Origin of the sequence: Collinsella sp. AM23-17, assembly GCF_003470945.1 — a bacterium.
GTDB lineage: Bacteria > Actinomycetota > Coriobacteriia > Coriobacteriales > Coriobacteriaceae > Collinsella > Collinsella aerofaciens_O.
In genome coordinates, this window is the sequence record NZ_QRHU01000007.1 from 37,516 (window position 1) to 62,545 (window position 25,030).

Consider the following 25,030-nt stretch of genomic DNA (forward strand, 5'->3'; position numbering starts at 1 on the left):
ACCCAAAGCGAAAAAAAGGCCCGAGAAATCGGGCCTTAGCGATTGGTCAGCCGAATCGCAAGCTGCTCCCCTAGCGCTGAACGTAGGCGCGAACGAGCTCGTAGGTATTGCGCACGCCGTCGATGTGACTGCGCTCGTAGTTGTGGCTCGCGTACACGCCGGGGCCGATCAGACCATGGCGAATGTCGTAGCCAGCCGAGAGCGTAGCCTCGACATCGGAGCCATAGTGCGGGTACACATCGATGGCGCAATCGAGCTCCAGCTCGCGCGCGATGTTGGACAGCGTGGTTACCAGGTCGTAGTTGTACGGACCGCCCGAATCCTTGGCGCAGATCGAAACCATGCGCTCGGTGCAGCCCAGGTCGTCGCCCACGCAGCCCATGTCCACGCTGATCATCTCGCGCGTGTCGGCCGGCACAAAGGCACCGCCGTGGCCGACCTCCTCGTACACCGTAAAGAGCAGCGATACCTTGCGCGAAAGCGTCACCTCGCCAGCGGCGACGGCACGCGCCAAGCCCAGCAAAATGGAGGCCGACAGCTTGTCGTCCAAGAAGCGGCTCTTAATGTAGCCGCTCTCCGTCACCGTGGTACGCGGGTCCATAGCGATGATGTCGCCGGTCTGAATACCCAGCTCGAGCACATCGTCCTTGCTGTCAACGTTCTCGTCGAGCAGGATTTCCATGTTCTTCTCGATGGTCTTGACCGGCTCGTCGGCCACATGCGCCGAGGGTTCGGTGTTGAGGACCACGCCCGTGTAGACATTGCCGTCGCGTGTGTAGACGGTACAGTTCTCGCCATCGGCCGTAGACCACTGATGCCCGCCGAGCGTCGTGGGACGCAGGCGACCATTGTCCTTAATGGAGCGCACCATGGCGCCCAGGGTATCGACATGGCTCGCCAACACGAGCGGCTCACCCTCGCCACCAAGCTCAACGAGCACGTTACCCTTATTAGAACGCTCAGGCCCAAACCCCATATCGCGCAGGGTCTCCATCAGATAATCAGTAGCCGCACGAGTAAACCCCGTAGGCGAAGCAATCGAGGTAAGCGCCTTCAACTGGTCAGTAATATAGGAGAGCGTAGAATCCATCTTGGACACCAAAGTCACCCTTTCATATCGAATTAAACCCACAGCAACAATACCACCGCGCACAATTATTTACCTAGCGAGACAACCCATCGAGCTTCTCAGAGCAGCGCCCGCCACGATAACGAGCCGGCGGGCCCCGCCCGTTAGCCCCACAATCTTCCCGCAGGACGGAGGAAGCCCCCGCCGCACGAAGTGCGCAGCGGGGGCTTCCGACATGTCCGAGGACGATTGTGGGGCTAACGGGCGGGGGCCCGCCGAACCAAGTTAGGCAGCCGGGCAGATCTTCTTGAAGAGCTCGATGACGTCGTCGAGCGTCGCCTCGCGCGGGTTGCCCGGGAAGCAGGCGTCAGCCATGGCGTCCTTGGCCAGGACCTCGATCTCGTCGGCCTTCATGGCCTCGCAGACATGCGGAATGTTCACGTCGGCGGAGAGTTGCTTGACGGCGGCGATGGCGGCGTCGGCAGCCTCGTCGGTGCTCATGCCCGTGGTGTCAACACCCATGGCAACGGCAACCTTGGCCAGGCGCTCGGCGCAAACCGGCTTGTTGAACTCCATGGCGATCGGCAGCAGCATGGCGCAAGCGACGCCGTGCGGAGTGTCGTAGTGGGCAGACAGGGTGTGAGCCATGGCATGGTCGATGCCCAGGCCGACGTTGGAGAAGCCCATGCCGGCGACATACTGGCCAAGAGCCATACCCTCGCGGCCGGAGCCGGGCTGACCAGACTTGGCCTCGGCAACGGAGTCGCGCAGGTTCTCGCTGATCAGCTTAATAGCCTCAAAGTGGAACATGTCGGAGAGCTCCCAAGCACCCTTGGTGGTGTAGCCCTCGATGGCGTGGGTCAGAGCATCCATGCCGGTAGAAGCGGTCAGGCCGGCGGGCATGGAAGCCATCATGTCGGGGTCGACGACGGCGACCTCAGGGGCGTCGTTGGTGTCGACGCACACGAACTTGCGGACCTTCTCGGGGTCGGTGATGACGTAGTTGATGGTCACCTCGGCAGCAGTACCGGCGGTCGTCGGCACGGCGATGGTGAACACGGCGTGGTTCTTAGTGGGAGCAACGCCCTCGAGGCTGCGGACATCGGCAAACTCGGGGTTGTTGATGATGATGCCAATGGCCTTAGCGGTGTCCATGGAGGAGCCGCCACCGATGGTCACGATAGCGTCAGCTTCGGCGGCCTTGAAGGCCTCGACGCCGTCCTTGACGTTCTGGATGGTGGGGTTGGGCTTAATCTCGGAGTAGAGGCTCCAAGCGATGCCGGCGGCGTCGAGCTCGTCGGTCACCTTAGCGGTAACGCCAAACTTGACCAGGTCGGGATCGGAGCAGACGAAGATCTTCTTGTAGCCGCGACGCTGGAGCTCGCCGGGGATCTCCTTGATGGCGCCGGAACCATGATAAGAAATGGTATTGAGAACGAAACGATTAGCCATTGATAGCCTCCCATCGTGTGCGGGGCACCCATTACGCCCCGCGCTGCAAGTTCCATCCTAACGCTTTTGAAACAAAAAATGCATGAGAACGTCAAAAGTGTTAAAGCGTTTCAACATAATAACGGAGCCCCAGCCCTTCCCTCCCGACTGCAGCGAAGGCTAGATTATAGGAGCAATTGCCCAAAGAATACGACCAACTCAGTCTATAAATTGTTTCTGTTTTAGCAATATATGTTTGACAATACGTTTATAAAAGGATACTTTATAGTAATTAATATGCATGCAGCAAATAGTGTCATTCATTTTGTTAGAAATTGCCCATGCGGTTATTGCAGCTGCATGTACTGCAACGTACAGCGTAATTCTCCGCACGAAGCAGAAGACGGTTCCAATTCGATCGAGGCGATGACGCGTGATGGCTACTGGTCCTAAATCGAGCAAGACGGCTACAAACGAATATCGAATCTCAATTGAAGGTAACCCTTATCCGCATGCTCTGGCTCTCGTCAACCCAGCGGGAGACAACCTCAACATCAAAAGACATGGGTTCACGGGTCCACTAGGACAGCTATTGAGTCTTAAATACACCGTTTATGACGATGCAAATGAAAAGCTCTTTACTGTCGTCGACGGTGGTTTTAGTAACATGCCCAGGGTTGCGCTCATCATCGAACACAAGGAAGTTGCGGTGTTCGATTATGGCCTAAACAGACTTGAGATGAAGTGCGTAACGAACATACCGAATTACACAATAAAAGGTAACTTCCTATTTGGAGATTACGATATATTCAGTCAACGGGAAGTGAAGCTATCTTCAGTTAACGTCCTTCAATGTGATGAACAATCGTGCTTTAACATACAGGTTTTGGATAAAGCCGAATTAGCCGCCGCAATTGGAATACCCACAGCCATTGCCCTTCTGAGGGCTCGGATTGAAGAGCATCTCGAATAAATTGCAAAAAGCAGTTCGTAACAACATTCAGGAGCTAGATAGTTTTTTTCTGGCTCCTGAAGCTGTACTACATAGAGATGAAAATATATTGCGGCAAAGGGGCTGTCCCTTTGCCGCATTCGGTTACTTTCGACAGCCCTCTTTCCAAGCCTCGGCCGCAACCTTCCAGCGAAAACGCAAGTCGCGCTCGCGGTCGATGAACATGATGGCAAACGCGACAAACAGCAGCACGCTCGCCACGACGATGGCGTGCAGACCCATGCGCTCAATGCACCAATTGCCCAGCACGGCGCCAAACACAAAGGTAAAGATCACACCAAAGTACAGCAGGCCGTTTTCCAAAAAGCCGCGCTTGTGGGTAATGATGTAATCGTCCACGTTTTGCAAGGCATTACGGAGGTTGCCGATACACATGGTCGTGGCGATGCCGTGACCGTGAATCTTGCGGAAGCTCTCGACCTGCATGCCGCAGGCAAACGAGGTGAGGCAGTTGGCGAGCAGGTTGAAATCGCCGCCGGGAATAAAGCTCACGCCCAGCAAGATGACGGCTTCAAAAAACACCGTCACCTGGCGCCAGTGAATCACGCTGCCAAACCGCTCGTGTACCAGGTCGGCAAGCATAATGCCCACGGCAAACGACACCACGGGGAAGAAATAGCGTCCCGCCAGCGCCCAGTTGCCCTCCGAGATGCTTACACCCACGAGCAGGATGTTGCCCGTCTGAGCGTTTGCGAAAACATGGTCGCGCCCAATGTACGAATACACATCCATAAAGCCACCGGCGAGCGCCAGGATAATGCCCAGTTCGATGGACTCCGATATCTGCTTGGCACGTTGCATCGTCGTGCATCCTCCTTGTTGACGACCCTCTCGTGCGTTGGCGGAAACATAGCCGCCGTTCATACTGTAACCCATTGACAACATGGCATGCGCGCGAGACGGGTTCTCCAACGCGCAGGTACACAGTCTGGAAACAAACGACGCCCGCATCGACGCGCCGATCCGCCAGCTCATGTACTCCACCAGTCTTTTTAGCTCCGTCCCAAAAAGACTGGTTACAATTACGTGCAGCATACAGACACCGGGAGGGATCGTGGCAAAAAAGCCTCAGCACGCTCAGAACAGCCAACGCGGACAGCAGGGCAAACAGGGCCAGCAGCAAAAGCTCGGCGGCCAAGCGCAGGCCACGGTCGCCCGCACCAAGCATTCCCAAGCGACGCCCACCCGCCCCTGGCGCCCGGGCCGCGATAAGTTCCTCCCCGTCAGCCGCGCCGACATGGATACGCGCGGCTGGGACCAGTGCGACTTTGTCTACATCTGCGGCGACGCCTACGTGGACCACCCCAGCTTTGGTATGGCCATCATCAGCCGCGTGCTCGACACGCACGGCTACAAAGTGGGCATTATCTGCCAGCCCGACTGGACCGACCCCGCCAGCATCACCGTGCTCGGCGAGCCGCGCCTGGGCTTTCTCGTCAGCGCCGGCAACATGGACTCCATGGTCAACCACTATTCGGTGACCAAGCACCGCCGCCATACCGACGCCTATACCCCCGGTGGCGAGGAGGGGCACCGCCCCAATCGTGCCGTCACGGTCTACGGCAACCTCATCCGCCAGACGTTCAAGGACGCTCCCATCATCATCGGCGGCATCGAGGCAAGCCTGCGCCGCCTGGCCCACTACGACTACTGGCAGGACAAGCTCAAGCGCTCGGTACTGCTCGACTCGGGCGCTGACATCCTCATCTACGGCATGGGCGAGCACGCGATTGTCGAGATCGCCGACGCGCTCGACGCGGGACTGCCCGTCGATCAGATCACCTACATCAACGGTACCGTCTACCGCACCAGCTCGCTCGACGAGGTCTACGACTACGACCTGCTGCCCAGCTGGGACGACCTTACCGCCGACAAGCTCAACTACGCGCGCAGCTTTAACGTGCAGCAGCAGAACATGGACCCCATCACCGGACACCGCCTGGTAGAGCCCTACCCCAACAACGTCTATGTGGTGCAGAACCCGCCGTCGGCGACGCTCACCACCGACGAGATGGACGAGGTAGCCGAACTCCCCTACGCCCGCGATTGGCATCCCGATTACGACGCGGCGGGCGGCGTGCCGGCCTTTGCCGAGATCAAGTTTTCCATCAGCTCCAACCGCGGCTGTTTTGGCGAGTGCTCGTTTTGTGCCCTCACCTTCCACCAGGGCCGCGTGCTGCAGATGCGTAGCCACAATTCGATCATGCGCGAGGCGGAGCTGCTCACGCGCGACCCCGAGTTTAAGGGCTACATCAACGACGTGGGCGGACCGACGGCCAACTTTAGCCGTCCTGCCTGCGACAAACAGCTCAAGCACGGCGTGTGCAAGAACAAGCGCTGTCTGTGGCCGAGCGTATGCAAGAACATGGTGGTCGACGAGAGCGGCTACACGCAGCTGCTGCGCGACCTGCGCCAGCTGCCAGGCGTCAAGAAGGTCTTCGTCCGCAGCGGCATCCGTTTTGACTACACCATGGCTGACGCCTCGGACGAGTTTTTGCGCGAGCTTTTGGAACACCATGTCTCGGGGCAGCTGCGCGTAGCACCCGAGCATGTGAGCGACGCGGTTCTCTCCGTGATGGGCAAGCCGAGCCGCGCCGTCTACGATGCGTTCTGCCGTAAGTTTGAACGCCTGAACCGCGAGTACGGACTCAAGCAGTACGTGGTGCCGTATCTGATCTCGAGCCACCCCGGCTCGACGATGAAGGAAGCCGTGGACCTTGCCGAAGCCGTGCGAGACATGGGCTATATGCCCGAGCAGGTGCAGGACTTCTACCCCACCCCGTCCACCATGTCGACCTGCATGTACTACACCGGCGTGGATCCGCGTACCATGGAGCCGATCTACGTGGCCCGCGACCCGCACGAGAAGGCCATGCAGCGCGCGCTGATTCAGTATCGCAAGCCCGAGAACTACAAGCTCGTGCGCGAGGCGCTGGAGAAGGCCGGCCGCCGCGATTTGATCGGCTACACCAAGCATTGTCTGATTCGCCCCGTGCCGCCGCGCCCGGGCGAGACATCTGCTGGCGGTGGGCATGGCACCGGCAAGAAGGGCGGCAAGCCGCACGGTGGCGCTGGTGGCGCCGGCAAGGGGCCCAAGGGCAGCAAGGGCCACGGTGGCATGTCGCGTGCGCAGAACACCGCCGGCCGCAACCGTGCAGCTCAGGGGCGTCAGGGCGCCAACGGAGGCGGACGCCGCAACTAGGGCAGCGGTGCGCTCGCTGCGTCCATCCCACACGCTTGGCGCAGCGAGCGCATTGCCTCCACCAGGATCACGCCGGCGATGGTGACCGTGATTACCACGTCGAACGGCGTGTTCACAAACCAGAGCAACGTCATGAGATACGACCCGGCATTAAAGGCAAAGTGCAGCAGGATCGTGTAGCGGAGCTTTCCGGTCGTCACGAGCACCCAGCCAAAAATGAGGCCGGCAGCGCCCGCATAGCAACCCTGCACCCAGTTCATGTGCATAAAACCGAAGATCGCCGCCTGCAGCACGACCGCCGCGGCGATACCCCACGTGCTCGGGGCCGCCCAGGGCACCATGGCGCCGTCCTGCGCGCTCGCACGACGCCGGCGCTTCCAAAGTGGGCGGCACTGCGGGTTAAACGCTCGGAGCGAAAACTCAAAAATGATGCCGCGCACCAGCAACTCCTCGCAAAACGGAGCGCCGAGCACCGTGGTCAGGACGGCAAGAAGGTTGGTATCGCCCATGCCTGTTTCCTCGACGAGCTCGCTATAATCGGCCGCGGCATCAGGCAACAGCGACAGCACGGCGTCGGTCACGTAGCCAATGACCACCTGCAGGGCCAGGCCAATCACGATAACGCATGCGATGCGCTTCCATGCAGCATTTGCTCCCCCGCCGAGCGGGCGTTCACCTTGCCGGCGCGTCATGAAAGAGCGGGGCCACAGATAGCGCCACCACAGCAGCGCCATCAAAAACGACGCCGTCTGAGCGGCGGCCTGAAACCATTGAATATCGAGATTGTCGATCGGGAAACCCGTCAGTGCCGACACGATGTCCAGCGCGGAGAACAAAACGACGCTCAGGGCAATATCGGCAGCGACGACGCCAAAACAGGCAAGCGCCCAAACCAGCGCATTGAGCATGCCAACCTCCTCAAAACCCGGCACTTAGGGACGTTCCTTAACTGCCGGCAGAAAAGGAACGTCCCTAAGTGCCGGCAGTTTGGGACAGTCATTGTTGATGAGAATCGGGCGCAGCGCCAAAAGCCCCGTTGGGCGAGATGTCGAACGGGAAGGTGCCGCAGCGATTGAACGCGGCGATGAACATGCGGATGGCGTTGGACGGCGTGGTGCCCACGAGCTGAGTTGCCGCCGCGAAGGCCGCCTTTTCCTCGGGCAAGACCTTCGCGACAACCGGGGTCATGTGTTCTGCCATGGCGCTTCCTTTTTGAAACGACGGTGGTGCGGATAGATGCGGGCCACGCGGCTGGGCGACGGGCTGTGAAGGCAACCCGATTGGCCCGCATCCGGAGTTTGTTTCTGCGGCGTTGGTATTACTTGGTATCCCTAAGTATTACCCCGCAGATAGAATACCACACCCGACCCCATGGGGACGGAGGAAAACGGATCATTTTGTTGCTGAGTTAGTATTTAGAGCGTGATGATATCCGAGATATCGAGGGCCTGAGCATCGGCGGTGTCGTGCGTGGCAAGCAGGAGCATGCGGCCGTCGAGCAAGTCGAGCACAGCGTCGGCCGTCACATCGCGCGCGGCGGCATCCAGGCCGGTAAAGGGCTCGTCAAGAATCACCGCGCCGCCCGGGCACAGCAGGGCTCGAGCGATCTCGACGCGACGGCGCTGCCCGCCCGAAAGCTCGGCCACGCGAGCATGCACATCGACCCCCGGCACCAGCAAGCGCAACAGGGCCGCAGCACTCGAGGCGTCCACGCGTGCATCGGCGCACACCAGCACGTTATCCAGCGCCGAGGCGGACTCGACCAAGCGTGCATCCTGAAACACCATCGAGCACGGTGCGCACTCCCCTGCCGCAAGGGCAAGGAGCGTCGACTTACCCGCACCCGAGGCGCCCATCACACAGATACGCCCACCCGCGGGCACGTTGAGCACCAGTCCGTCGAGCGCCGGCGCCCAGGGCGCGCGATAGCCCACGGCAAGCGCAAGCTCCGCCGCAGCGCCATCGCCCGCAGCCCTCGCACGCCCGCGCAGCCCATGCCCATGCGCCCGCACGGCCGCACCCCACGCCACGGGCCCCGAAACCCGCAGCAGCCACACCAGCACGCGCTCACACGCCCACGAGGCGGTAACGACCAACACGGTCCACGCCAGCAGATCTGCCGTCTCAATCAAAAGCTTTGCCTGATAGATGCGCTCACCCACGGTGCCCGTCGCCATGCCGATGAGCTCCGCCGCTACACCGGCCTTCCAGCTCATGCCGATGACCGCCTTCGCGCACGAAAGCACAAACGGCAGCACCTCACGCCAGGTGTGGGCACAAAACAGTCGCCAGCCCCGCACGCCATGCAGGCGGAACATCTGCTCCAGCGGCTTATCAACCTGCGCCAAGCCCTCGACCAGTGAGAAATATACGCCCGGCAGCGCCATCAAAAAAACCGCCGCGATGCTCACGCGCGCCGATCCCAGCCAGATAAGCAACAGGACCACCACGCAGGCGACCGGCGTCGCCTTTACAAACGACAGCGCCGGTGCCACCAGGCGGGCAAACGTCCGCGACCGCACCGAGGCTCCCGCCAGCACGCCGCCACACACCGCGGCAAGCGCCAACCCGCCCAGTATCCGCGCGCCCGAGCCCACCAAAATCGCCCAGGTACCGCCGTCGCACACCAGGCGCAGCAGCGATACCACGACAGCGCCCGGCCTCGGCAAAATCAGCGGCTGCGCCACAAGACCCGCCACCAGCACCCACACGGCAAGCCAAAAGGCGGCAACGGCACCACCTGCCGCCACCGCCTTCATACGCTCTGTCATTTGTCGAGCAAACGCATGCACGGGCTACTCCATGTAGTAAAAATCATCAGCCGGGAGCTTGCCGCCCACGGCGCTCGCATCCGCATCGGCCAGCACCTGCAGGTACCCACCGAGCGTCGCCTTCATATCCTTCCCCGTCTGGCAGACAAGCATGCAGCCGGGAATCGCCTTTTCGGCAATCGCGGCGTTATCCACGATGCCCGCATCGACCACGGCCTGGGCCCAGTCCGCCGGCGACGCGTTCACGGCCTCAACGCTCGCCGCATGGCAGCTCAAGAACTCCGCCACGGCCTCGGGATGTTCCTCGGCAAACGCGCGGCGCACCACGGTCACACCCGTCAGCAGGCGCGAACCCGTGTCACCCGCCAGCTCGTCCCACACATCAGTCAGGCTCACCGGCGCCGACAGCTTGCCCTCGCTCTTGGCGATGGCAGCGGTCTTGAACGGCTCGGGCAGCACGCCCACGGCAGACGGATCGGCAAGCAGGGCCGACAGCACCTCGGTGGGCTCGCTCTTAAACTCGAGCGTCACCTGGCCGGTCAGGCCCGCGCACTCCAGCAGGTAGTTCATGACGTACTCCGGCGTGGTGCCCTTGCCCGTCATATAGACGGTATGGCCCGCCAGATCGCCAAACGAGGTCACACTCGCGTCGCCCGTCACAACGCTCAGCACGCCCAGCGTGTTGATGTCGATGACCTGCACCGCGCCCTCGGTCTTGTTGTAGAGCACGCTCGCCACGTTGGCGGGCACCAGGGCAATGTCGACATCGCCCTGAATGACCTTGGGCACGATCTCGTCGGCTGCGGCGCTGATCGCAAAGTCGAACTCGTTATCCGTCTCGCCATCGGCAGCCTGGTCCATAAACTGCACCAGGCCAATCGAGGTCGGCCCCTTGAGCGAGGCGACGCGCACCTCGACCGGCCCTGCAGCAGCACCGGCGCCGTCCGTGGCAGCCGAGCCCGCAGCAGACCCAGCCTCCGCGGCCCCGCCGCCACATCCAACCAGTGCAAGCGACAGCGCGCCGGCGGCAAGCGCCGAGGCAAACCCCCGGCGCGTCATCTCAACAGTAAACGCGCGCATCGTTAGCACGTCCCTTCGTTAGGCATCGTCCATGCGTGATGGTCGGTATGCAGCAGCTCCTCGGCCAGCGGCGAGAGCGGCTCGCCCAAAAACTCGCGGTAGCATGCCTGGACATCGGGGTTCTCGTGCGAGAAGCGAATGTCCGCCTTCGCATCCAGGCCCCACAGCACCTGGCCGCGCTCAGCTGCCAGCTCGCAGCCGTCGTGGATGGGCTGACCGCCGCCACCGACGCAGCCGCCCGGGCACGCCATGACCTCAACGAAGTCATAGCTCACGCGACCGTCGCGAATCGCGTCGAGCAGACGGGCGGCGTTGCCCAGCCCGTGCGCCACGGCGACGCGCACCTTGGTGCCATCGATATCGGCCACGGCTTCCTTCCAGCCGTCCAGGCCGCGCACGTCGGTAAAGAAGTCGGCGTCGGGGTTCTTGCCCGTCACCAGGTAATAGGCCGAGCGCACGGCGGCCTCCATCACGCCGCCCGTGGCGCCAAAGATCACACCCGCGCCCGTGCCAAAGCCCAGCGGCGTATCGAGCGGCTCCTCAACCAGCGTGTCCACGCTCACGTGGCTCGCGCGGATCATGCGCACCATCTCGCGCACCGTCAGCGCAACGTCCACGTCGGGCGCGCCGCCCTCGCCCATCATGCTCGGCAGCGCACACTCGGCCTTCTTGGCCGTGCACGGCATAACGGACACCACGAACAGACGCTCGGGCTCCACGCCCAGCACCTTGGCGTAGTAAGTCTTAGCGATGGCGCCGAACATCTGCTGCGGCGACTTGGACGTGGACAGGCTGTCGACAAACTCCGGATAGCGCGCCTTCACAAAGCGCACCCAGCCCGGGCAGCAACTCGTGAACATGGGCCAGCCGCGGCTGTCGCCCTCGCCCTTGGAGGCAGCGCCCAGGCGCTCGAGCAGCTCGGAGCCCTCCTCCATAATGGTGAGGTCGGCCGAGAATTCGGTATCGAACACGTACTCAAAGCCCACGCGGCGCAGCGCGCAGGCCAGGCGCTCAACGGTGGCCTCCTCACGCGGAATGCCAAGCTCCTCGCCCCAAGCGCTACGCACGGCCGGCGCAATCTGCACCAGTACGATCTTGTCAGGATCGGCGAGAGCATCGAACACGGTCTCGGTATCGTCACGCTCGCGCAGGGCGCCCGTCGGGCAATGCGTAATGCACTGGCCGCACGCGACGCAATCGGTCTTGCCGATCGGCGCACGCCCGCGGGTGCCCACGGCGGTATGCGTAGCGAGGTTGGTCAGGTCCCAAATCCCTAAGCCCTGCACGCTCTCGCACACCTTGATGCAGCGCATGCATTTGATGCACTTGTCGTTATCGCGGATGATGGGGAAATCGAAGTCCCAGCCCTCGCGCGCCAGGTGCTGCTCGTACGGCAGATAGAAGATGCCCAGGTCGTTGGCGATGGTCTGCAGGTTGCAGTTACCACTGCGCACGCAGCTCGTACAGCGCGAGTCGTGCTGGGACAGCAGCAGCTGCACGTTGGTGCGACGCGCCTCGCGGGCCTTGGGGCTGTTGGTGTGGACCACCATGCCGTCGAGTACGTAGTTGTTGCAGGCGGCAACCAGCTGGTCGCAGCCCTCAACCTCGACCACGCACACGCGGCAGCCGCCGATCTCGTTCAGATCGCGCTGGTAGCAAAGGGTGGGAATCTGGATGCCGACGGACTTGGCCGCATCTAGGATCGTGGTGCGCTCGGGCACCACGACTTCACAGTTATCGATAATGAGCCTGACCATGTTGTGCGCTCCGTTCTCGGTGTTGTCGCTGACGGTGGTTTTGTTAGGCTCTACCATTCCAGGTTCCTCCCTCCGCGGAACGCGCCAAAGCCAAAGTGGTCGCAACGCAGGCAGCGGCTTGCCTCCTGGCGTGCCTCCTCCTCGGTAAGGCCCTGCTCGACCAGATTCCAATCGTGGATGCGCTCGCCGGCCTCGCGCTCGCCCAGCTCGCAGCGGCCGCACTCGTGCTTGCCCTTAAACTGGACGGTCGGCAGCTCGACTTCGAGTTTGATTTTGTGGTCAAAGCCCAGGTAGCGGTCGATATTTGCCGAGGCCACGCGGCCGGCGTTGATGGCGCGGATAACGGTAGCGGGGCCGGTCTGGCAGTCGCCGCCGCTAAAGAGGCCATCGAAGTTGGGCACGGCGCCGTCCGAATCGGTGATGACGCAGCCCCACTTGCAGGCAATGCCCATCTCCTCAAACGGCTTGGAATCGATGTCCTGGCCAATCGCCACGAACACGCGCTCGCAGGGAATGACGCGCTCGGGCGTGGCGGCGGCACGCGGAGCCGGACGACCACGGCGGGGCTCGCCGATAATCTGCGGCTGCACGCGCAGGCCGCACACGAGACCGTCCTCACCCGTCTCGATGGCGAGCGGGGCCGTCAACTCCAGCACCTCGCAGCCCTCGGCCTGGGCGCCGGCGATCTCGGCGTCTTGGGCCGTCATGTCGCAGATGCGGCGGCGGTAGACAATGCTTACCTTTTCAGCACCGCAGCGCACGGCAGAGCGAGCCACGTCCATGGCAACGTTGCCGCCGCCGATGACGCACACGCGCTGGCCGCTCAGGTCGGGCAGCTCGTCGTCGCCGATGGCGCGAAGCATCTTGACGGCCGACTCCACGCCAGGCGCCTCTTCGCCCGGAAGGCCGAGCTTCTTGTCGCTGTGGGCACCGATGGCCAGGTAGACGGCATCGAACTCATCGCGCAGGCGGGCAAGTTCCTCGCCGTTCACGGAATGGTCGAGTTCCACATCGATGCCGGCGCTCAAGATCCAGTCGATCTCGGCCTGCAGGCGCTCGCGCGGCAGACGATAGCTGGGGATGCCGTAGCGCAGCATGCCGCCCAGGTGGTGGCGCTGCTCAAAGATGGTCACCTTATGGCCCATCACGGCCAGGTAGTAGGCACAGGAAAGGCCGGCCGGACCGCCGCCGATCACGGCGACGCGCTTACCGGTGTTGTCCACTACATGCGGCTTATGGTCGTTGAGGTCGCTGTGCTCGACGGCAAAACGCTTAAGGGCGAGGATGTTCATGGGGTCGTCGACCATGCCACGGCGGCAGTGCATCTCGCAGGGATGCTCGCACACCAGGCCGCAGACGAGCGGCAGCGGGTTGTTCTTGCGGATGACCTTGACGGCGTCGGCACAGCGGCCAGCCTCGACGAGCGAAATGTAACCGGGAATGTCGACGTGCGCCGGGCAACCCGAGACACACGGAACGCGGGCCTCGCGGTCAAAGCCACAGGAGTGCTCGCGGATGTGGTGCTCAAAATCGTCGCGGAAGCCCCGAATGGCCATGAGTGCCATGGCGCCAGCTTCGTAACCGATGGCGCAGTCGCTCGAAAGGTAGATGGTGCGGGCCGTGCGCTCAATCAGGTTGAGCGTAGACTCATCGGCGCGTCCTTCGAGCACATCGGCGAGCAGGTCGCTCAGCGCGCTCAGGCCCACGCGACAGGGCGTGCACTTGCCACAGCTCTGGGTAGAGCACAGGTTGACGAGCGCTGCCGTAAACTCAACGGGACACGGGGCGAGCGAGCTCACCGCCAGGCGACGTCCGAGCGCATCGTGCAGGTCGTCCATGACGGCCTGAGCGTGGCTGCGTTCCATTACGTGCAGTCGAGCCATAAGATCCCCTCTCACATGGCAGCCCGGAGGCGAGGCCGGGCGAAGTTGCTACACGCACAACACTGACCTAAAAAGTTGTTAGGTCTCCACGCAGTTCGGCAGGCGGTATGAAATGTCACCCTCGGCGGTGAAATAGAACATTACCGCAGATAAATGCCATATTTGGTAAAACGCGTTACCAAATGACAATGCCCCGCCCACGCAATCACGTGGACGGGGCATTGCTCCAGGTATGCGGCCAGCGACCCTGTTGCTTTTACTTAAGCTCGGGCCAGAAGTCCTTGTTGGCCTCGATCATGTCGTCGAGAACTTCCTTGGCAACCTTCATCGAAGGCACGGTCTTGTTGAGCGTAAAGGCCTTGAGCGCCTTCTCGTACGAACCCTCGATCGTGGCCTCGACCACGAGCTTCTCGGAGTTCAGCTGCTGCATCATAAGGCCCTGCTGGAACAGCGGAATGTTGTCGCGGCTGATGACCTCGGGGCCGTTCTTGCCAATGTAGGCAGGCAGCTCGACCATAGCGTCGTAGGGCATGTTGGGGATAGCGCCCTTGTTCTCGCAAATGACCAGGAAGCGCTGCTTGGTGTCGTTCTTCAGAGCAATAGCCAGGTCGGCAATCCAGTCGCCGTGGCTGCCCGCATAGAACGTGCTCTCGTCGATCTCGCCCGTCTTCTCGTAGTGGTCGATGCCGTCGAAGAGGTTCTTCTCGCGCGTCTCCTCAACCTCGTTTGCACGGGTGCGCTCGGGGTTGGAATGCTCGACGAACTCCTTCTGCTGCAGGTAGTAGTTCAGATACGTGTTGGGCAGGTACTCCGGGAAGCACTCCATGATCTCGTACTCGCCCTTCCAGACGTAGTACCAGCTGCCCTTGGTGTGGCGGTTCTGCTCGGGGTGCTCGTCGGTGGTCTCCTCGGGCTTCTTAGACATCAGCGAGCCCATGCCCTTGAGGTACGAATCGGGCAGCAGAATCTCGTGCTCCTTGATGTACTCGCGCAGCTGCGGGAGCACCTCCTCGCCCTTGTGGCGGATCGAGGTGAACCAGCCAAAGTGGTTGAGGCCAAAGTAATCGTACTCGACATCCTTCTTGTCGATATCGAGTGCGGCGCAAACCACGTCGATGATCGCGATCGGCATGTCGCAGATGTTGATGATGCGAGCGTTAGGACGCAGCACACGGCAGCCCTCGGAGACGATGGCAGCAGGGTTGGAGTAGTTGAGAATCCAGTAGTCCTTCTTGGCGTACTTCTCGACGTCATCGATCAGCTCGACCATGGGGAAGATGGTGCGCATGCCGTAGGCAAGGCCGCCGCAACCGCAAGTCTCCTGACCCACGCAGCCGTGACGCAGCGGAATCTTCTCGTCCTGCTCGCGCATGGCGTAGCCGCCCACGCGCATCTGGGCAAACACGAAGCTCGCGTCGGTAAAAGCCGTCTTTTTGTCGGTGGTCACCGTGAGCTTGATGTCCAGGCCGAGGTCCTCGTGCAGAATCCAGTCCACGAGCACGCCGATCTTGCGCTGGCGCTCCTCGTTGATGTCGTACAGACGAATCTCGTCAACGTCGAGCTCGTCCTTGCGCAGGGCGATGGACTTGACGATGCCGGGGGTAAAGGTGGATCCGCCACCACACAGAGTAATGATCATTGTTTACTGCTCCTTCTCAATTGCGTTTTCGACCTTGTCGCGCATCTCGGCGACCTTCATGCCAAAGATGATCTGGATATTGTTGCCGTTGCGGTTGATGCCGCTGTTGGGCACGTGGTTGATGAGGTTCTCATCGATGAGGTCCGGGTTCTTAACGTTCACGCGAAGACGCGTAAAGCAGTTCTCGAGCTCCTCGATGTTGTCCTTGCCGCCAAGACCTGCGACCAGGTCGGCAATACCTGCATCGACGCCCTCTGCGGGAGCTGCGGCAACAGCGCCCTGCTTCACCGCGACAGACGCGGCGGCCTCGCCCTCAGCAACGGACTCGGCGAGCTCGGACTCCTCCTCGCGGCCAGGCGTGTGGAGGTTGAGCTTCTTAATAAGGAAGGTGAAGAGGAAGAAGTACAGAGCGGCGTTGACGACTCCAAGCACCAGCATAACCGGCCAGTTGGTCTTGTCGACACCGAGGACCAGGTTGGAAACCACGATGTTGATGATGCCGCCTGCAGTCGAAGCGGGCACGGAGAGAACCTTGAGCAGGACCAGGAAGATACCGGAAAGAATCGAGTGAACGACAAAGAGCACGGGAGCGGCAAAGACAAAGAGGAAGTCCATGGGCTCGGTGACACAGGAGAGCACGGCGGTGATGATCAGCGGGATGATAACGGCCTTGGTCTTATCCTTGTTCCCCTTGTAAGCGGTGAAGATAAAGGCGAGACCGATACCGATGTAGGGCCACAGGTTGTTGAAGGTGTAGCTGTTGAAATAGGTGCTATCGGAGAAGGGCTGGCCCGTCATTGCCATCTCGGCGACACGGATGGGATAGGCGCCGGCGATAACCTGATCGCCCAGCGTCAGGGTGCCACCCACATCGGAGAACTGGAACGGGGTGTAGATGAGGTGGTGCAGACCGGTGGGAACGAGCAGCTTGTTGAGCATGCCGTAGATGAACAGACCGATGTTGCCCGACTCCTTAATGATGCCGGCAACGGAGGAGATGGCACCCTGAACCGGAGGCCAAACGATGCAGAAGCCAGCGCCCATGATCCAGGAGATGATGATCATGATCAGGAACGGGAAGCGAACGCCCGAGAACATCGAAAGAGCAATGGGGAACTGCTTGTTCGAGTACTTGTTGAACACGGCACCGGTGATACAACCAAGAATGATGCCGCCAAACACGCCGGTATCGAGCACCTGAATGCCCATAACGGTGCTCTGGCCGGTTCCGGTAAGGCCGAGCATGCCGCTCGCCTCGGCAAGAGAGCCGGTGGCGTTGAGCACGATGTTGTTGGCCTGCAGGAACAGGAAGAACGACATCAGGGCGATCAGCGAAGCGTGGCCCTTGTTCTTCTTTGCCATGGCACCGGCGATGCCCACGCAGAACAGAATCGAAAGGTTGTTGATGATAAACATCAGCGACTGATAGACAACGGCGCCCACAAGCTGGAACGGACCGGAGCCCAGCACAGGGATCACGGCGCAGATGGTCTTGTTGGTCAGAATGATGCCCACGATGAGCAGGATGCCGGCAACCGAGAGATACATCATCGGCTGAACGATCGACTTCGCGAACACCTCCAACGGCGCTTTGAAATTGAACTTCTTTTTTGCGGTCATAGCGGTACTCCCCTTCCTTTTCCGCAAATTGAGATAGCTGTGCCCTGGACAAGACCGCAAGCCTTGCCTTATATCAATCGATGTATGGGCACGTTATGCCTAGAGACCAGGTTCTCCAAGCAGGTTAACAATGTGATATGCGAGATAACTCTTCTCGGCATCGGTAACGACAACGTTATAGGTAGACGCTAAGTGGGCGGCAATTGACTCCGCACACGAGAACGCCCTCGGATACGTCGTTTCATCGATACGGAACAGCGCGTCGCCATTGACCTGCCCCGCCGCGGGATCGAGCGCTCGCTGCGCAAAAAACTGCAGATGGCGAACGAAACGCTCGTACGGCAACGAGGTGACGTCAAGGGTCGTGGCATAGTGCTCGGAAACAATCGCGAGCACGTCGCGAACAAGCTGGACCGAAACAATCAGACGGTCAGAGCGCTGCGGCATGGTGGCGTTGACGATATGCAGCGTAATAAAACCCTGCTCTTCTTCGCTCATCTGGATGCCCATATACTCCTTGACAATCTGCAGCGCACGGCCCGCAAGCGCATACTCCTTGCGATAGAACTGCTGGATCTCGAGCAGCAACGGATTCTCGCAGGAGACGCCCTTGCGCTCGCGCTCCAAAGCAAGGCCGATATGGTCTGCGAGAGCAATGAGGATCTTGTCGTTGATATCAACATTGAGCTCTCGACGGAGCATCTGAACAATGTCCTCGGCAATCACGAGGTTGACGGTGGGGATGGACTCTAAAAGATGTGCCAAGCGGTCAATCGTACGCGAATCCCGAGAAGTGCCCTCCTGCAGCGCATAGGTCTTTTCGACCGATGCGTCATCGATAGCGTCGCCGGCATGACGGCCAAAGCAGAGACCTCGACCGATGACAATGAGCTCGGAGCCATCGTCCGAAGTGACCATTGCGACGTTATTGTTGAAAACTCGCTTGATAACCACGGTACCCACCACAAGAATTTACTCGGAAAGCCAGACGACAGGCTCTTTAACAGTAACAGGGCCGGAAGCGTGCTCACGAAGAGTCGAGTTCTCCGAACGCTCGCACACAATAACGAAGACCGTGGGATCGAAGCCGGCGGCGCGGACCGCGTCAAAATCGACCTCGACGAGGGGCTGGCCCGCGTCGACATGGTCACCCTGGGCAACAAGCGCATGGAAGCCCTTGCCCTCAAGTTTAACAGTGTCGATTCCGATATGCAGCATCACCTGAGCAGAGCTGTCGTCGGACATGATGCCCAGCGCGTGCTCAGTCGGAAACAGCGCCGCGACGGTGCCGGAAACAGGAGCGCACACCGTTCCCTCTTGGGGAACCACGGCAACGCCATCGCCCACGGCGCGGCTGCTAAAAGCGGGGTCATTGGTATTTTCTAGATGAACAAGCTCGCCGGAAACGGGAGCGAGGATTTCGAACTCGGAAGCTGCAGTCTTCTGCTCATCCGAACCGCCCATCAGGCGAGAAAAGAAACCCATGGTGGCATGTCCCTTCATAAATATAGCCCAACCAAAATCAAGCGAATGCATCCATAGAGACACACCCGTTCAAAGACTTTGGTTAGGCCCACGTCCGAGGGACTCGGTAACCTTCCGCATTTCTTTTTACGGGAGTTATTGTAGACAAGCCCAAAGCCAGAACAATCATTATGACCGGTGAGCGGTATTTTTTCTTCGATAAACGGTATTTAAGCGGCACTTAGGGACGTTCCTTTTCTGCCGGCACCCAGGGGCGCTCCTCACTCTGGTGCATTGGGGACAGGTTTGTTTGCACCAATCATGAGTTGCGGTGAAATAGGGACTGAAAAGCCGCTCAAAAGGCCAAAACAGTCCGTATTCCACCGCAACTTCAAGACGTTGGTGCAGATTAACCTGACCTCTTTGCACTAAAAAGGGCCCCGAGCATAGTCTGCTCGGGGCCCAAACTCATCTCGCCTTACCGCGCGACGCGAATGTTACTTGCGCTTGCCGCCGCCGTCACCGGGGCGGCGGGAGCTGCTACCGCGTTTGCCGCCGCGGCTGTTGCCATAGCTGCCACGATTATCGCGACCGCCGGCACGACCGCCGCGGGAGCCGGCCTGGTTGCCGCCACGCCCGCCGCGATAGCCGCCACGGCGCTCCTCGCGGGTGTCGTCGTAGTTGCGCCAATCATCGCGACGATCGCGGCTGGCACGCGGGTCGCGACGATCACGCGACTCATTCGAACGACCAGAGCCGCTACGGCCATCGTTGCCACGAGCGCCCTCGCGACGCTCACCACCGCGGCCGCCCTCGCGACCTCCGCGCTCGTCAAAGCGCTTGCCGCCGCGGGACTCGCCGCCGCGGGTACCACGCTCGTCACGCGAACCACGGCCTTCGCCGCCACGGCGCTCATCGCGCCCGCCGCGCTCGCCATCGCGACCGGAGCGACGACGGTCACCCGAGCCGCGCTTGCCGGCGCGCGAACCGTGGCCCTCGTCCTCGCGCTCAACACGACGACGACCGCCACGGTCCTCGTCCTCACGACGACGGCGGTGTGCCTCGCCCTGGAACTGCTTGGCACGACGCTCGGCACGGTTGCCGCGCGGGCCCTGCTCAACAGCACCGCCGCGCTCCTCGGCAGCCACCTCGCGGGCCACGCTCTCCACGGCCTCGTCCACGCGAGCCTGAACGCCCTCGCGCACGCGGGTCTTGCCGCCGCGCTTGGGACGGCTCGGACGCTCGCCGTCGCCGCGGCGCTCGTCGCGACCGCGGTTGGAACGACCGGCCACATCACCGTAATCGTCGCCGTTGCGCTTGCCGTCGCGACGTGCCTGCTCAAGCTTCTTCTTGCTCTTGGACTTGCCGCGCTTGGTCTTCTTCTTCACCTTAAAGGCTGCAGGGTCGCGCTCGGGATCAACCGCGGGCGGATTGGGGCCCACGTGCAGGTCGCCGGCCTCGTAGATGTCGGCGGTCTTGTCCATGAGCTTCTCGATCTCGTAGAACTCATCGACGTCCTGCTCGGTCACAAACGTGATGGCCCAGCCCAGCTCGCCGGCGCGGCCCGTGCGGCCAATGCGGTGGATGTAGTCGGTCGGCTCGGCCGGCACGTCAAAGTTCACGACGTAGCGCACGTCGCTGATGTCGATGCCGCGGGCGAGCACGTCGGTTGCCACCAACACGTCGACGGTACCGTCGCGGAAGGCCGAAAGCGCGCGCTCGCGCTGGGCCTGGCTGCGGTTGCCGTGAATCGCGGCGGCCTTGATGCCTTTGCGCTCCAGACGACGGCAGCAGCTGTCGGCGCGGTGCTTGGTGCGCATAAAGACGATAGTGCGCTCCGGGCCCTCCTTTTTGAGGAACTCGGGCAGCAGGTTGTTCTTGGCCTCGATGGACACCGGGAACACAAACTGGTCGACGGTGTCGGCGGTCGACGTGGCAGGCGCAATCTCCACGCGTGCCGGGTCGCTCACCAGGTCGGTGATCTCGCCCACGGCCTCCTCGTCGAGCGTCGCCGAGAACAGCAGCGTCTGGCGCTCGGCCGGCGTCTCGCGCACAATGCGACGGACGGCGGGCAAAAAGCCCATGTCGAGCATGCGGTCGGCCTCGTCGAGCACCAGCACCTTGACCTCGTCCAGGTGGCAAGCGCCCTGCTCAATCAGATCGACCAGACGGCCCGGCGTGGCGACCAGGATGTCGCAGCCGTACTTGAGGGCCGCGGTCTGGGGCTTGTAGCTCACGCCGCCCACGACGGTCACGGCAACATGGCCCGTAACGTCGGCGATCTTGCTCGCGACCTCGTCAATCTGCTGTGCGAGCTCGCGCGTGGGGGTGATGACGAGCATCACGGGACCGCGGCCGTTGCCCTCGGGCTTTTTAGCACCGCGACGGCGGTTGCGGCCGCCGCGCTCGCGTACGGGTTTGGGAGGAGCGATGTGCTCCAGGTTGTTCATGGTCGGCAGCAAAAAGGCAGCCGTCTTGCCGGTGCCGGTCTGAGCGGCGGCAAGCAGGTCGCGGCCCTCGAGCACCACGGGGATCGAGCCAGCCTGGACAGGCGTGGGCGCCGTGTAGCCCAGGTTCTCGATAGCACGAAGCATCTCGTCCGAAAGTCCCAGCTCGTCAAAGGCGGGCAGGTTCTCGGTCGCGGACTCGACGGTCTCGGCGGCGCTGGCCTCGTCGGCAGCATCGAAGGCAGCCTGGGTCATGGCCTCGCGGGTCTCGTCCAGAATCTCGGCGTCCGTGACGTCGGATACAGAATTACGCATATGTTGTTGTTCCTTATCTGCACGCGTTATGGGCACGGCATGCAGCCGCGCGGGGCGTGCTTGGTAGTGCGCTAATACATACAAAACAGGTGCGCACAGAGAGGACGTTGCTCAGCACGCTGGCGATCGCTTTGGCAGCCCTATCACGCGCCGTCCAGACGCAGCGGCCCTAAGCGATGGAGCAGATTCGCCGCCGGTTAGTATACCCGCGCTTCGCATGCCCCCACGTAAACCACAGATGACGGGGCGGGTCTGGGCCGATTGTCTCAATCTGTAACAGTTACGAGACAAAACCGGGTCTACACGTTACAGATTGAGACGAACTCAAACATCGCAAAACATAATCTCGATCTGTAACAGTTAGAGTTCATTTTCCCCGCTAGATGTTACAGATTGAGATGTTTGGTAGGGGCTGCCAACGATTGAGCAGCCACCCTCATCTGTAACGAAATGTCATACATTTCTTTCTATACTGGACACCCCCAGGGGGTATGGGTGTATAGTATCAGCAGGTTAACAATTCCAACACCGAACTACAGAAAGGAGAAGCCATGGCTCAAGATAAGTTCGATGTGGGCGGCATGACATGCGCTGCCTGCCAGGCGCACGTGGACCGCGCCGTGAGCAAGCTCGACGGCGTCCAAAGCGTCGCGGTCAATCTGCTCGCCGGCTCTATGCTGGTGGACTACAACCCTGCGCAGGTCTCCCCCGACGACATCTGCACCGCTGTCGACCGCGCGGGCTACTCGGCCTCGCCCATCAGCACGGGCACCGACGCTGTCCAAAGCGGAAGTGCGCAAGCCAGGTCCGGCGCCGCCCATATGGAGTCGCCCACCAAAAAACTGGAGGCCGCCGCCTCTGCCATGCGCACCCGCCTCATCGTCTCGATCGTATTCCTCATCCCACTGTTCTACATAGGCATGGGACACATGCTCGGTTGGCCGCTGCCCGGCATTTTCACCGACCATACCCACAGCATGACGCTCGCCCTCACCGAGCTCGTCCTGCTCATCCCCATCGTCTATGTCAACGACGCATACTTTATCAACGGGTTTAAATCGCTCGCGCACGGCGCGCCCACCATGGACGCCCTTATTGCCGTGGGCGCCACCGCTTCCATCGCCTGGTCGCTCTACGCCATGTTCATCATGGCCGACCAGCTAGCCACGGGTCAGGTCCACGAGGCCATGATGACAGGCATGGACAATCTGTATTTTGAGAGCGCCGGCACGATCCTGTCGCTCGTCACCGTGGGCAAATATCTCGAGACGCGTAGCAAGTCCAAAACCGGCGGCGCCATCGAGGCGCTCATCGACCTGGCGCCCAAGACTGCGACCGTCGTTGCCGACGACGGCACCGAAACCACCGTCGACGTCGACAGTATCCTTCCCGGCCAGGTCCTGCGCGTGCGCCCCGGAGAGTCCATCCCCGTCGATGGCGTGGTGCTCGAGGGCAGCTCGGCCGTGGACGAGAGTGCGCTCACCGGCGAGTCCATCCCCGTGGAAAAGACCGCCGGTGCCACCGTCAACGCGGCCGCGGTCAACCGCACGGGCTCGTTTACCTTCCGCGCCACGCGTGTGGGCGCCGACACGTCGCTCGCCAAGATTATCCAGCTCGTCGAGGACGCCAACGCCACCAAAGCGCCCATCGCCCGCATGGCCGACAAGGTCGCCGGCGTGTTCGTGCCCGTGGTGTTTGTAATCTCTGCCGTAACTTTTGTGGCATGGATGGTGCTGACCGGAAGCATCAACGAAGCGCTTACCTCCGCCGTCGCCGTGCTGGTGATCAGCTGCCCGTGCGCGCTGGGCCTGGCCACGCCCGTCGCCATTATGGTGGGCACCGGCAAGGGTGCCGAGATGGGCATTCTGTTTAAGAGCGCCGAGGCGCTGGAGAACCTGCGCAGCGTGGGCACCGTGGTGCTCGATAAGACGGGCACCGTCACCCGCGGCAAGCCGGCTGTAACCGACATTGAGGTGGCCACGCGCGCCGACGGCTCGCCCGCCATGAGCGAAAAGGCGCTGCTCAAGCTGGCCGCCGCGCTGGAGCGCTCGAGCGAGCACCCGCTGGCCGAGGCGATTATGGCCGAGTGCGAGGCGCGCGGAATTGTCGCGCGCATGGTCGAGGACTTTGCCGCCGTGCCCGGACGAGGCGTTGCGGCACGCGAGGGGCAGAATGTCATCGCAGCCGGCAACGTGCGCCTGATGGACGAGTTGGGCGTTACCGTGCCCGCGGGTCTTGCCGAGCAATTTGCCGCCGAAGGCAAGACGCCGCTGTTCTTTGCCAAGAACGGCGAGCTTGTCGGCACCATCGCCGTGGCTGATGAGGTCAAGGAGACGAGCGCCGAGGCCATCGCCGCGCTCCGCAAGCTCGGCGTCGATGTGCGCATGCTCACTGGCGACAACCGCGTGACGGCCGAGGCCATCGCCCGCCGCGTGGGACTGAGCAGCGAGCAGGTCATCGCCGACGTCCTCCCCGCCGACAAGGAACGCCACGTGCGCGAACTGCAGGATGCGGGCGGCAAGGTCGCCATGGTGGGCGACGGCATCAACGACTCCCCCGCCCTGGCGCGCGCCGACGTGGGCCTTGCTATCGGCACCGGCGCCGACATCGCCAAGGAGGGCGCCGACGTGGTACTCATGCGCAGCGACCTCATGGACGTCGCCCGAGCCATCGAGCTTTCACGCGCCACGATCCGCAACATCAAGCAGGACCTGTTCTGGGCACTGTTCTACAACGGCATCGGCATTCCGCTGGCGGCGGGCGTGTTCTTCCCGCTCACCGGATGGCAGCTCTCGCCGATGTTTGGCGCCGCGGCCATGAGCCTGTCGAGCGTGTGCGTCGTAAGCAATGCGCTGCGCCTGCGAACCTTTAAGCCTAAAGTGGCAAAATAGGCTCACTATTACGTCCATTTAGAACGGGTTTTCCAGGTGCCAGAGATTGACCTGAAAGAGGAGCGACGCGTACTTTGGTACGCGAGCGACGGCTTGAAGGTCAAGGTCGGGTGCCTGGGAAAGCCGACACAACAGAGAGGAATACCGATGCGATACACAATCAAGACTTCCGGCCTCATGTGCGGCCACTGCGACGCCACCGTCGAGACGGCGTTGCTCAACGTTGCCGGCGTGACCGACGCCGATGCCGATCACGAGACTCAGACCGTCCAGGTGGAGTGCGCCGACACCGTGACCGCCGAGCAGCTCGCCGCCGCTGTCGAGGCCGCGGGTGAGAAGTTCCACGCCCTTTCGGTGACCGCCGCGTAACGACCCGCAGGTACCCCCCCCCCGACCAGAAACGAGGACCCGCCATGATGGCAGACCACAAATCGGTAACCCGCATGCTC

Annotated in this window: 18 protein-coding genes; 4 read left to right on the forward strand and 14 right to left on the reverse strand. The window is 61.7% G+C overall.

What is annotated here, in order from left to right:
* Positions 1-70: 70 nt before the first annotated feature.
* The gene (locus DW645_RS03770; protein ID WP_118226408.1) at positions 71-1,090 is read right to left on the reverse strand and encodes a M42 family metallopeptidase; all 1,020 of its coding nucleotides are present in this window, start codon (positions 1,088-1,090) and stop codon (positions 71-73) included.
* A 264-nt stretch (positions 1,091-1,354) separates the two neighbouring features.
* A complete protein-coding gene (gene fucO, locus DW645_RS03775) occupies positions 1,355-2,521 on the reverse strand; it encodes a lactaldehyde reductase (protein ID WP_022094861.1) in 1,167 nt (388 codons plus the stop codon).
* Between the two features lie 415 nt (positions 2,522-2,936).
* Here fucO and DW645_RS03780 point away from each other — a divergent pair, with 415 nt between their 5' ends.
* Positions 2,937-3,473 (forward strand): hypothetical protein, encoded by a 537-nt coding sequence (locus DW645_RS03780; protein ID WP_118226356.1) that lies wholly within the window; start codon positions 2,937-2,939, stop codon positions 3,471-3,473.
* A 123-nt stretch (positions 3,474-3,596) separates the two neighbouring features.
* Here the strand turns inward: DW645_RS03780 and DW645_RS03785 are convergent, their stop codons facing one another.
* Entirely contained in the window at positions 3,597-4,313 is a 717-nt protein-coding gene (locus tag DW645_RS03785; protein WP_089572184.1) for a YoaK family protein, read from the reverse strand.
* Positions 4,314-4,566: 253 nt separating this feature from the next.
* Here DW645_RS03785 and DW645_RS03790 point away from each other — a divergent pair, with 253 nt between their 5' ends.
* Positions 4,567-6,714 (forward strand): YgiQ family radical SAM protein, encoded by a 2,148-nt coding sequence (locus tag DW645_RS03790; protein ID WP_233540706.1) that lies wholly within the window; start codon positions 4,567-4,569, stop codon positions 6,712-6,714.
* On the opposite strand, the gene DW645_RS03795 is transcribed toward DW645_RS03790, so the two are convergent.
* The 11 genes from DW645_RS03795 to DW645_RS03845 all read right to left on the reverse strand — a co-directional run bounded on the left by DW645_RS03795 (position 6,711) and on the right by DW645_RS03845 (position 21,690).
* The gene (locus DW645_RS03795) at positions 6,711-7,622 is read right to left on the reverse strand and encodes a CPBP family intramembrane glutamic endopeptidase (RefSeq protein WP_118226360.1); all 912 of its coding nucleotides are present in this window, start codon (positions 7,620-7,622) and stop codon (positions 6,711-6,713) included. The genes DW645_RS03790 and DW645_RS03795 overlap by 4 nt on opposite strands.
* Before the next feature lie 88 nt (positions 7,623-7,710).
* Positions 7,711-7,914 (reverse strand): hypothetical protein, encoded by a 204-nt coding sequence (locus tag DW645_RS03800; RefSeq protein WP_055252556.1) that lies wholly within the window; start codon positions 7,912-7,914, stop codon positions 7,711-7,713.
* 215 nt (positions 7,915-8,129) lie between these two features.
* Positions 8,130-9,506 (reverse strand): ATP-binding cassette domain-containing protein, encoded by a 1,377-nt coding sequence (locus DW645_RS03805; RefSeq protein ID WP_147356627.1) that lies wholly within the window; start codon positions 9,504-9,506, stop codon positions 8,130-8,132.
* 3 nt (positions 9,507-9,509) lie between these two features.
* Positions 9,510-10,565 carry an ABC transporter substrate-binding protein gene (locus tag DW645_RS03810; RefSeq protein WP_118226364.1) on the reverse strand — a complete coding sequence of 352 codons (1,056 nt, stop codon included), beginning with the start codon at positions 10,563-10,565 and terminating at the stop codon, positions 9,510-9,512.
* A 2-nt stretch (positions 10,566-10,567) separates the two neighbouring features.
* Complete coding sequence (locus DW645_RS03815) at positions 10,568-12,322, reverse strand: [FeFe] hydrogenase, group A (protein WP_199576425.1); 1,755 nt, start codon at positions 12,320-12,322, stop codon at positions 10,568-10,570.
* Positions 12,323-12,372: 50 nt separating this feature from the next.
* Positions 12,373-14,205 (reverse strand): NAD(P)-binding protein, encoded by a 1,833-nt coding sequence (locus DW645_RS03820; RefSeq protein ID WP_118226368.1) that lies wholly within the window; start codon positions 14,203-14,205, stop codon positions 12,373-12,375.
* A 256-nt stretch (positions 14,206-14,461) separates the two neighbouring features.
* Entirely contained in the window at positions 14,462-15,844 is a 1,383-nt protein-coding gene (locus DW645_RS03825; protein WP_117797464.1) for a 6-phospho-alpha-glucosidase, read from the reverse strand.
* 3 nt (positions 15,845-15,847) lie between these two features.
* A complete protein-coding gene (locus DW645_RS03830) occupies positions 15,848-17,464 on the reverse strand; it encodes a PTS transporter subunit EIIC (protein WP_117862009.1) in 1,617 nt (538 codons plus the stop codon).
* A 99-nt stretch (positions 17,465-17,563) separates the two neighbouring features.
* The gene (locus DW645_RS03835; protein WP_233539149.1) at positions 17,564-18,418 is read right to left on the reverse strand and encodes a PRD domain-containing protein; all 855 of its coding nucleotides are present in this window, start codon (positions 18,416-18,418) and stop codon (positions 17,564-17,566) included.
* A gap of 18 nt (positions 18,419-18,436) precedes the next feature.
* A complete protein-coding gene (locus tag DW645_RS03840) occupies positions 18,437-18,949 on the reverse strand; it encodes a PTS glucose transporter subunit IIA (protein ID WP_158566174.1) in 513 nt (170 codons plus the stop codon).
* Positions 18,950-19,425: 476 nt separating this feature from the next.
* Complete coding sequence (locus DW645_RS03845; protein WP_118226372.1) at positions 19,426-21,690, reverse strand: DEAD/DEAH box helicase; 2,265 nt, start codon at positions 21,688-21,690, stop codon at positions 19,426-19,428.
* A gap of 551 nt (positions 21,691-22,241) precedes the next feature.
* Between DW645_RS03845 and DW645_RS03850 the strand changes: the two genes are divergently transcribed.
* Together DW645_RS03850 and DW645_RS03855 are read left to right on the forward strand one after the other, a co-directional pair.
* Positions 22,242-24,581: a cation-translocating P-type ATPase gene (locus tag DW645_RS03850; RefSeq protein WP_118226374.1), complete on the forward strand. Its 2,340-nt coding sequence runs from the start codon at positions 22,242-22,244 to the stop codon at positions 24,579-24,581.
* A 147-nt stretch (positions 24,582-24,728) separates the two neighbouring features.
* A complete protein-coding gene (locus tag DW645_RS03855; RefSeq protein ID WP_055310331.1) occupies positions 24,729-24,950 on the forward strand; it encodes a heavy-metal-associated domain-containing protein in 222 nt (73 codons plus the stop codon).
* The last annotated feature ends 80 nt before the right edge of the window (positions 24,951-25,030 follow it).

Coding starts and splice junctions, on each gene's coding strand:
- DW645_RS03800 (WP_055252556.1), bottom strand. CDS start 7,914: ATGGCAGAACACATGACCCCGGTTGTCGCGAAGGTCTTGCCCGAGGAA.
- DW645_RS03855 (WP_055310331.1), top strand. CDS start 24,729: ATGCGATACACAATCAAGACTTCCGGCCTCATGTGCGGCCACTGCGAC.
- DW645_RS03820 (WP_118226368.1), bottom strand. CDS start 14,205: ATGGCTCGACTGCACGTAATGGAACGCAGCCACGCTCAGGCCGTCATG.
- DW645_RS03850 (WP_118226374.1), top strand. CDS start 22,242: ATGGCTCAAGATAAGTTCGATGTGGGCGGCATGACATGCGCTGCCTGC.
- DW645_RS03795 (WP_118226360.1), bottom strand. CDS start 7,622: ATGCTCAATGCGCTGGTTTGGGCGCTTGCCTGTTTTGGCGTCGTCGCT.
- DW645_RS03810 (WP_118226364.1), bottom strand. CDS start 10,565: ATGCGCGCGTTTACTGTTGAGATGACGCGCCGGGGGTTTGCCTCGGCG.
- DW645_RS03830 (WP_117862009.1), bottom strand. CDS start 17,464: ATGACCGCAAAAAAGAAGTTCAATTTCAAAGCGCCGTTGGAGGTGTTC.
- DW645_RS03845 (WP_118226372.1), bottom strand. CDS start 21,690: ATGCGTAATTCTGTATCCGACGTCACGGACGCCGAGATTCTGGACGAG.
- fucO (WP_022094861.1), bottom strand. CDS start 2,521: ATGGCTAATCGTTTCGTTCTCAATACCATTTCTTATCATGGTTCCGGC.
- DW645_RS03825 (WP_117797464.1), bottom strand. CDS start 15,844: ATGATCATTACTCTGTGTGGTGGCGGATCCACCTTTACCCCCGGCATC.
- DW645_RS03815 (WP_199576425.1), bottom strand. CDS start 12,322: ATGGTCAGGCTCATTATCGATAACTGTGAAGTCGTGGTGCCCGAGCGC.
- DW645_RS03770 (WP_118226408.1), bottom strand. CDS start 1,090: ATGGATTCTACGCTCTCCTATATTACTGACCAGTTGAAGGCGCTTACC.
- DW645_RS03785 (WP_089572184.1), bottom strand. CDS start 4,313: ATGCAACGTGCCAAGCAGATATCGGAGTCCATCGAACTGGGCATTATC.
- DW645_RS03840 (WP_158566174.1), bottom strand. CDS start 18,949: ATGGGTTTCTTTTCTCGCCTGATGGGCGGTTCGGATGAGCAGAAGACT.
- DW645_RS03780 (WP_118226356.1), top strand. CDS start 2,937: ATGGCTACTGGTCCTAAATCGAGCAAGACGGCTACAAACGAATATCGA.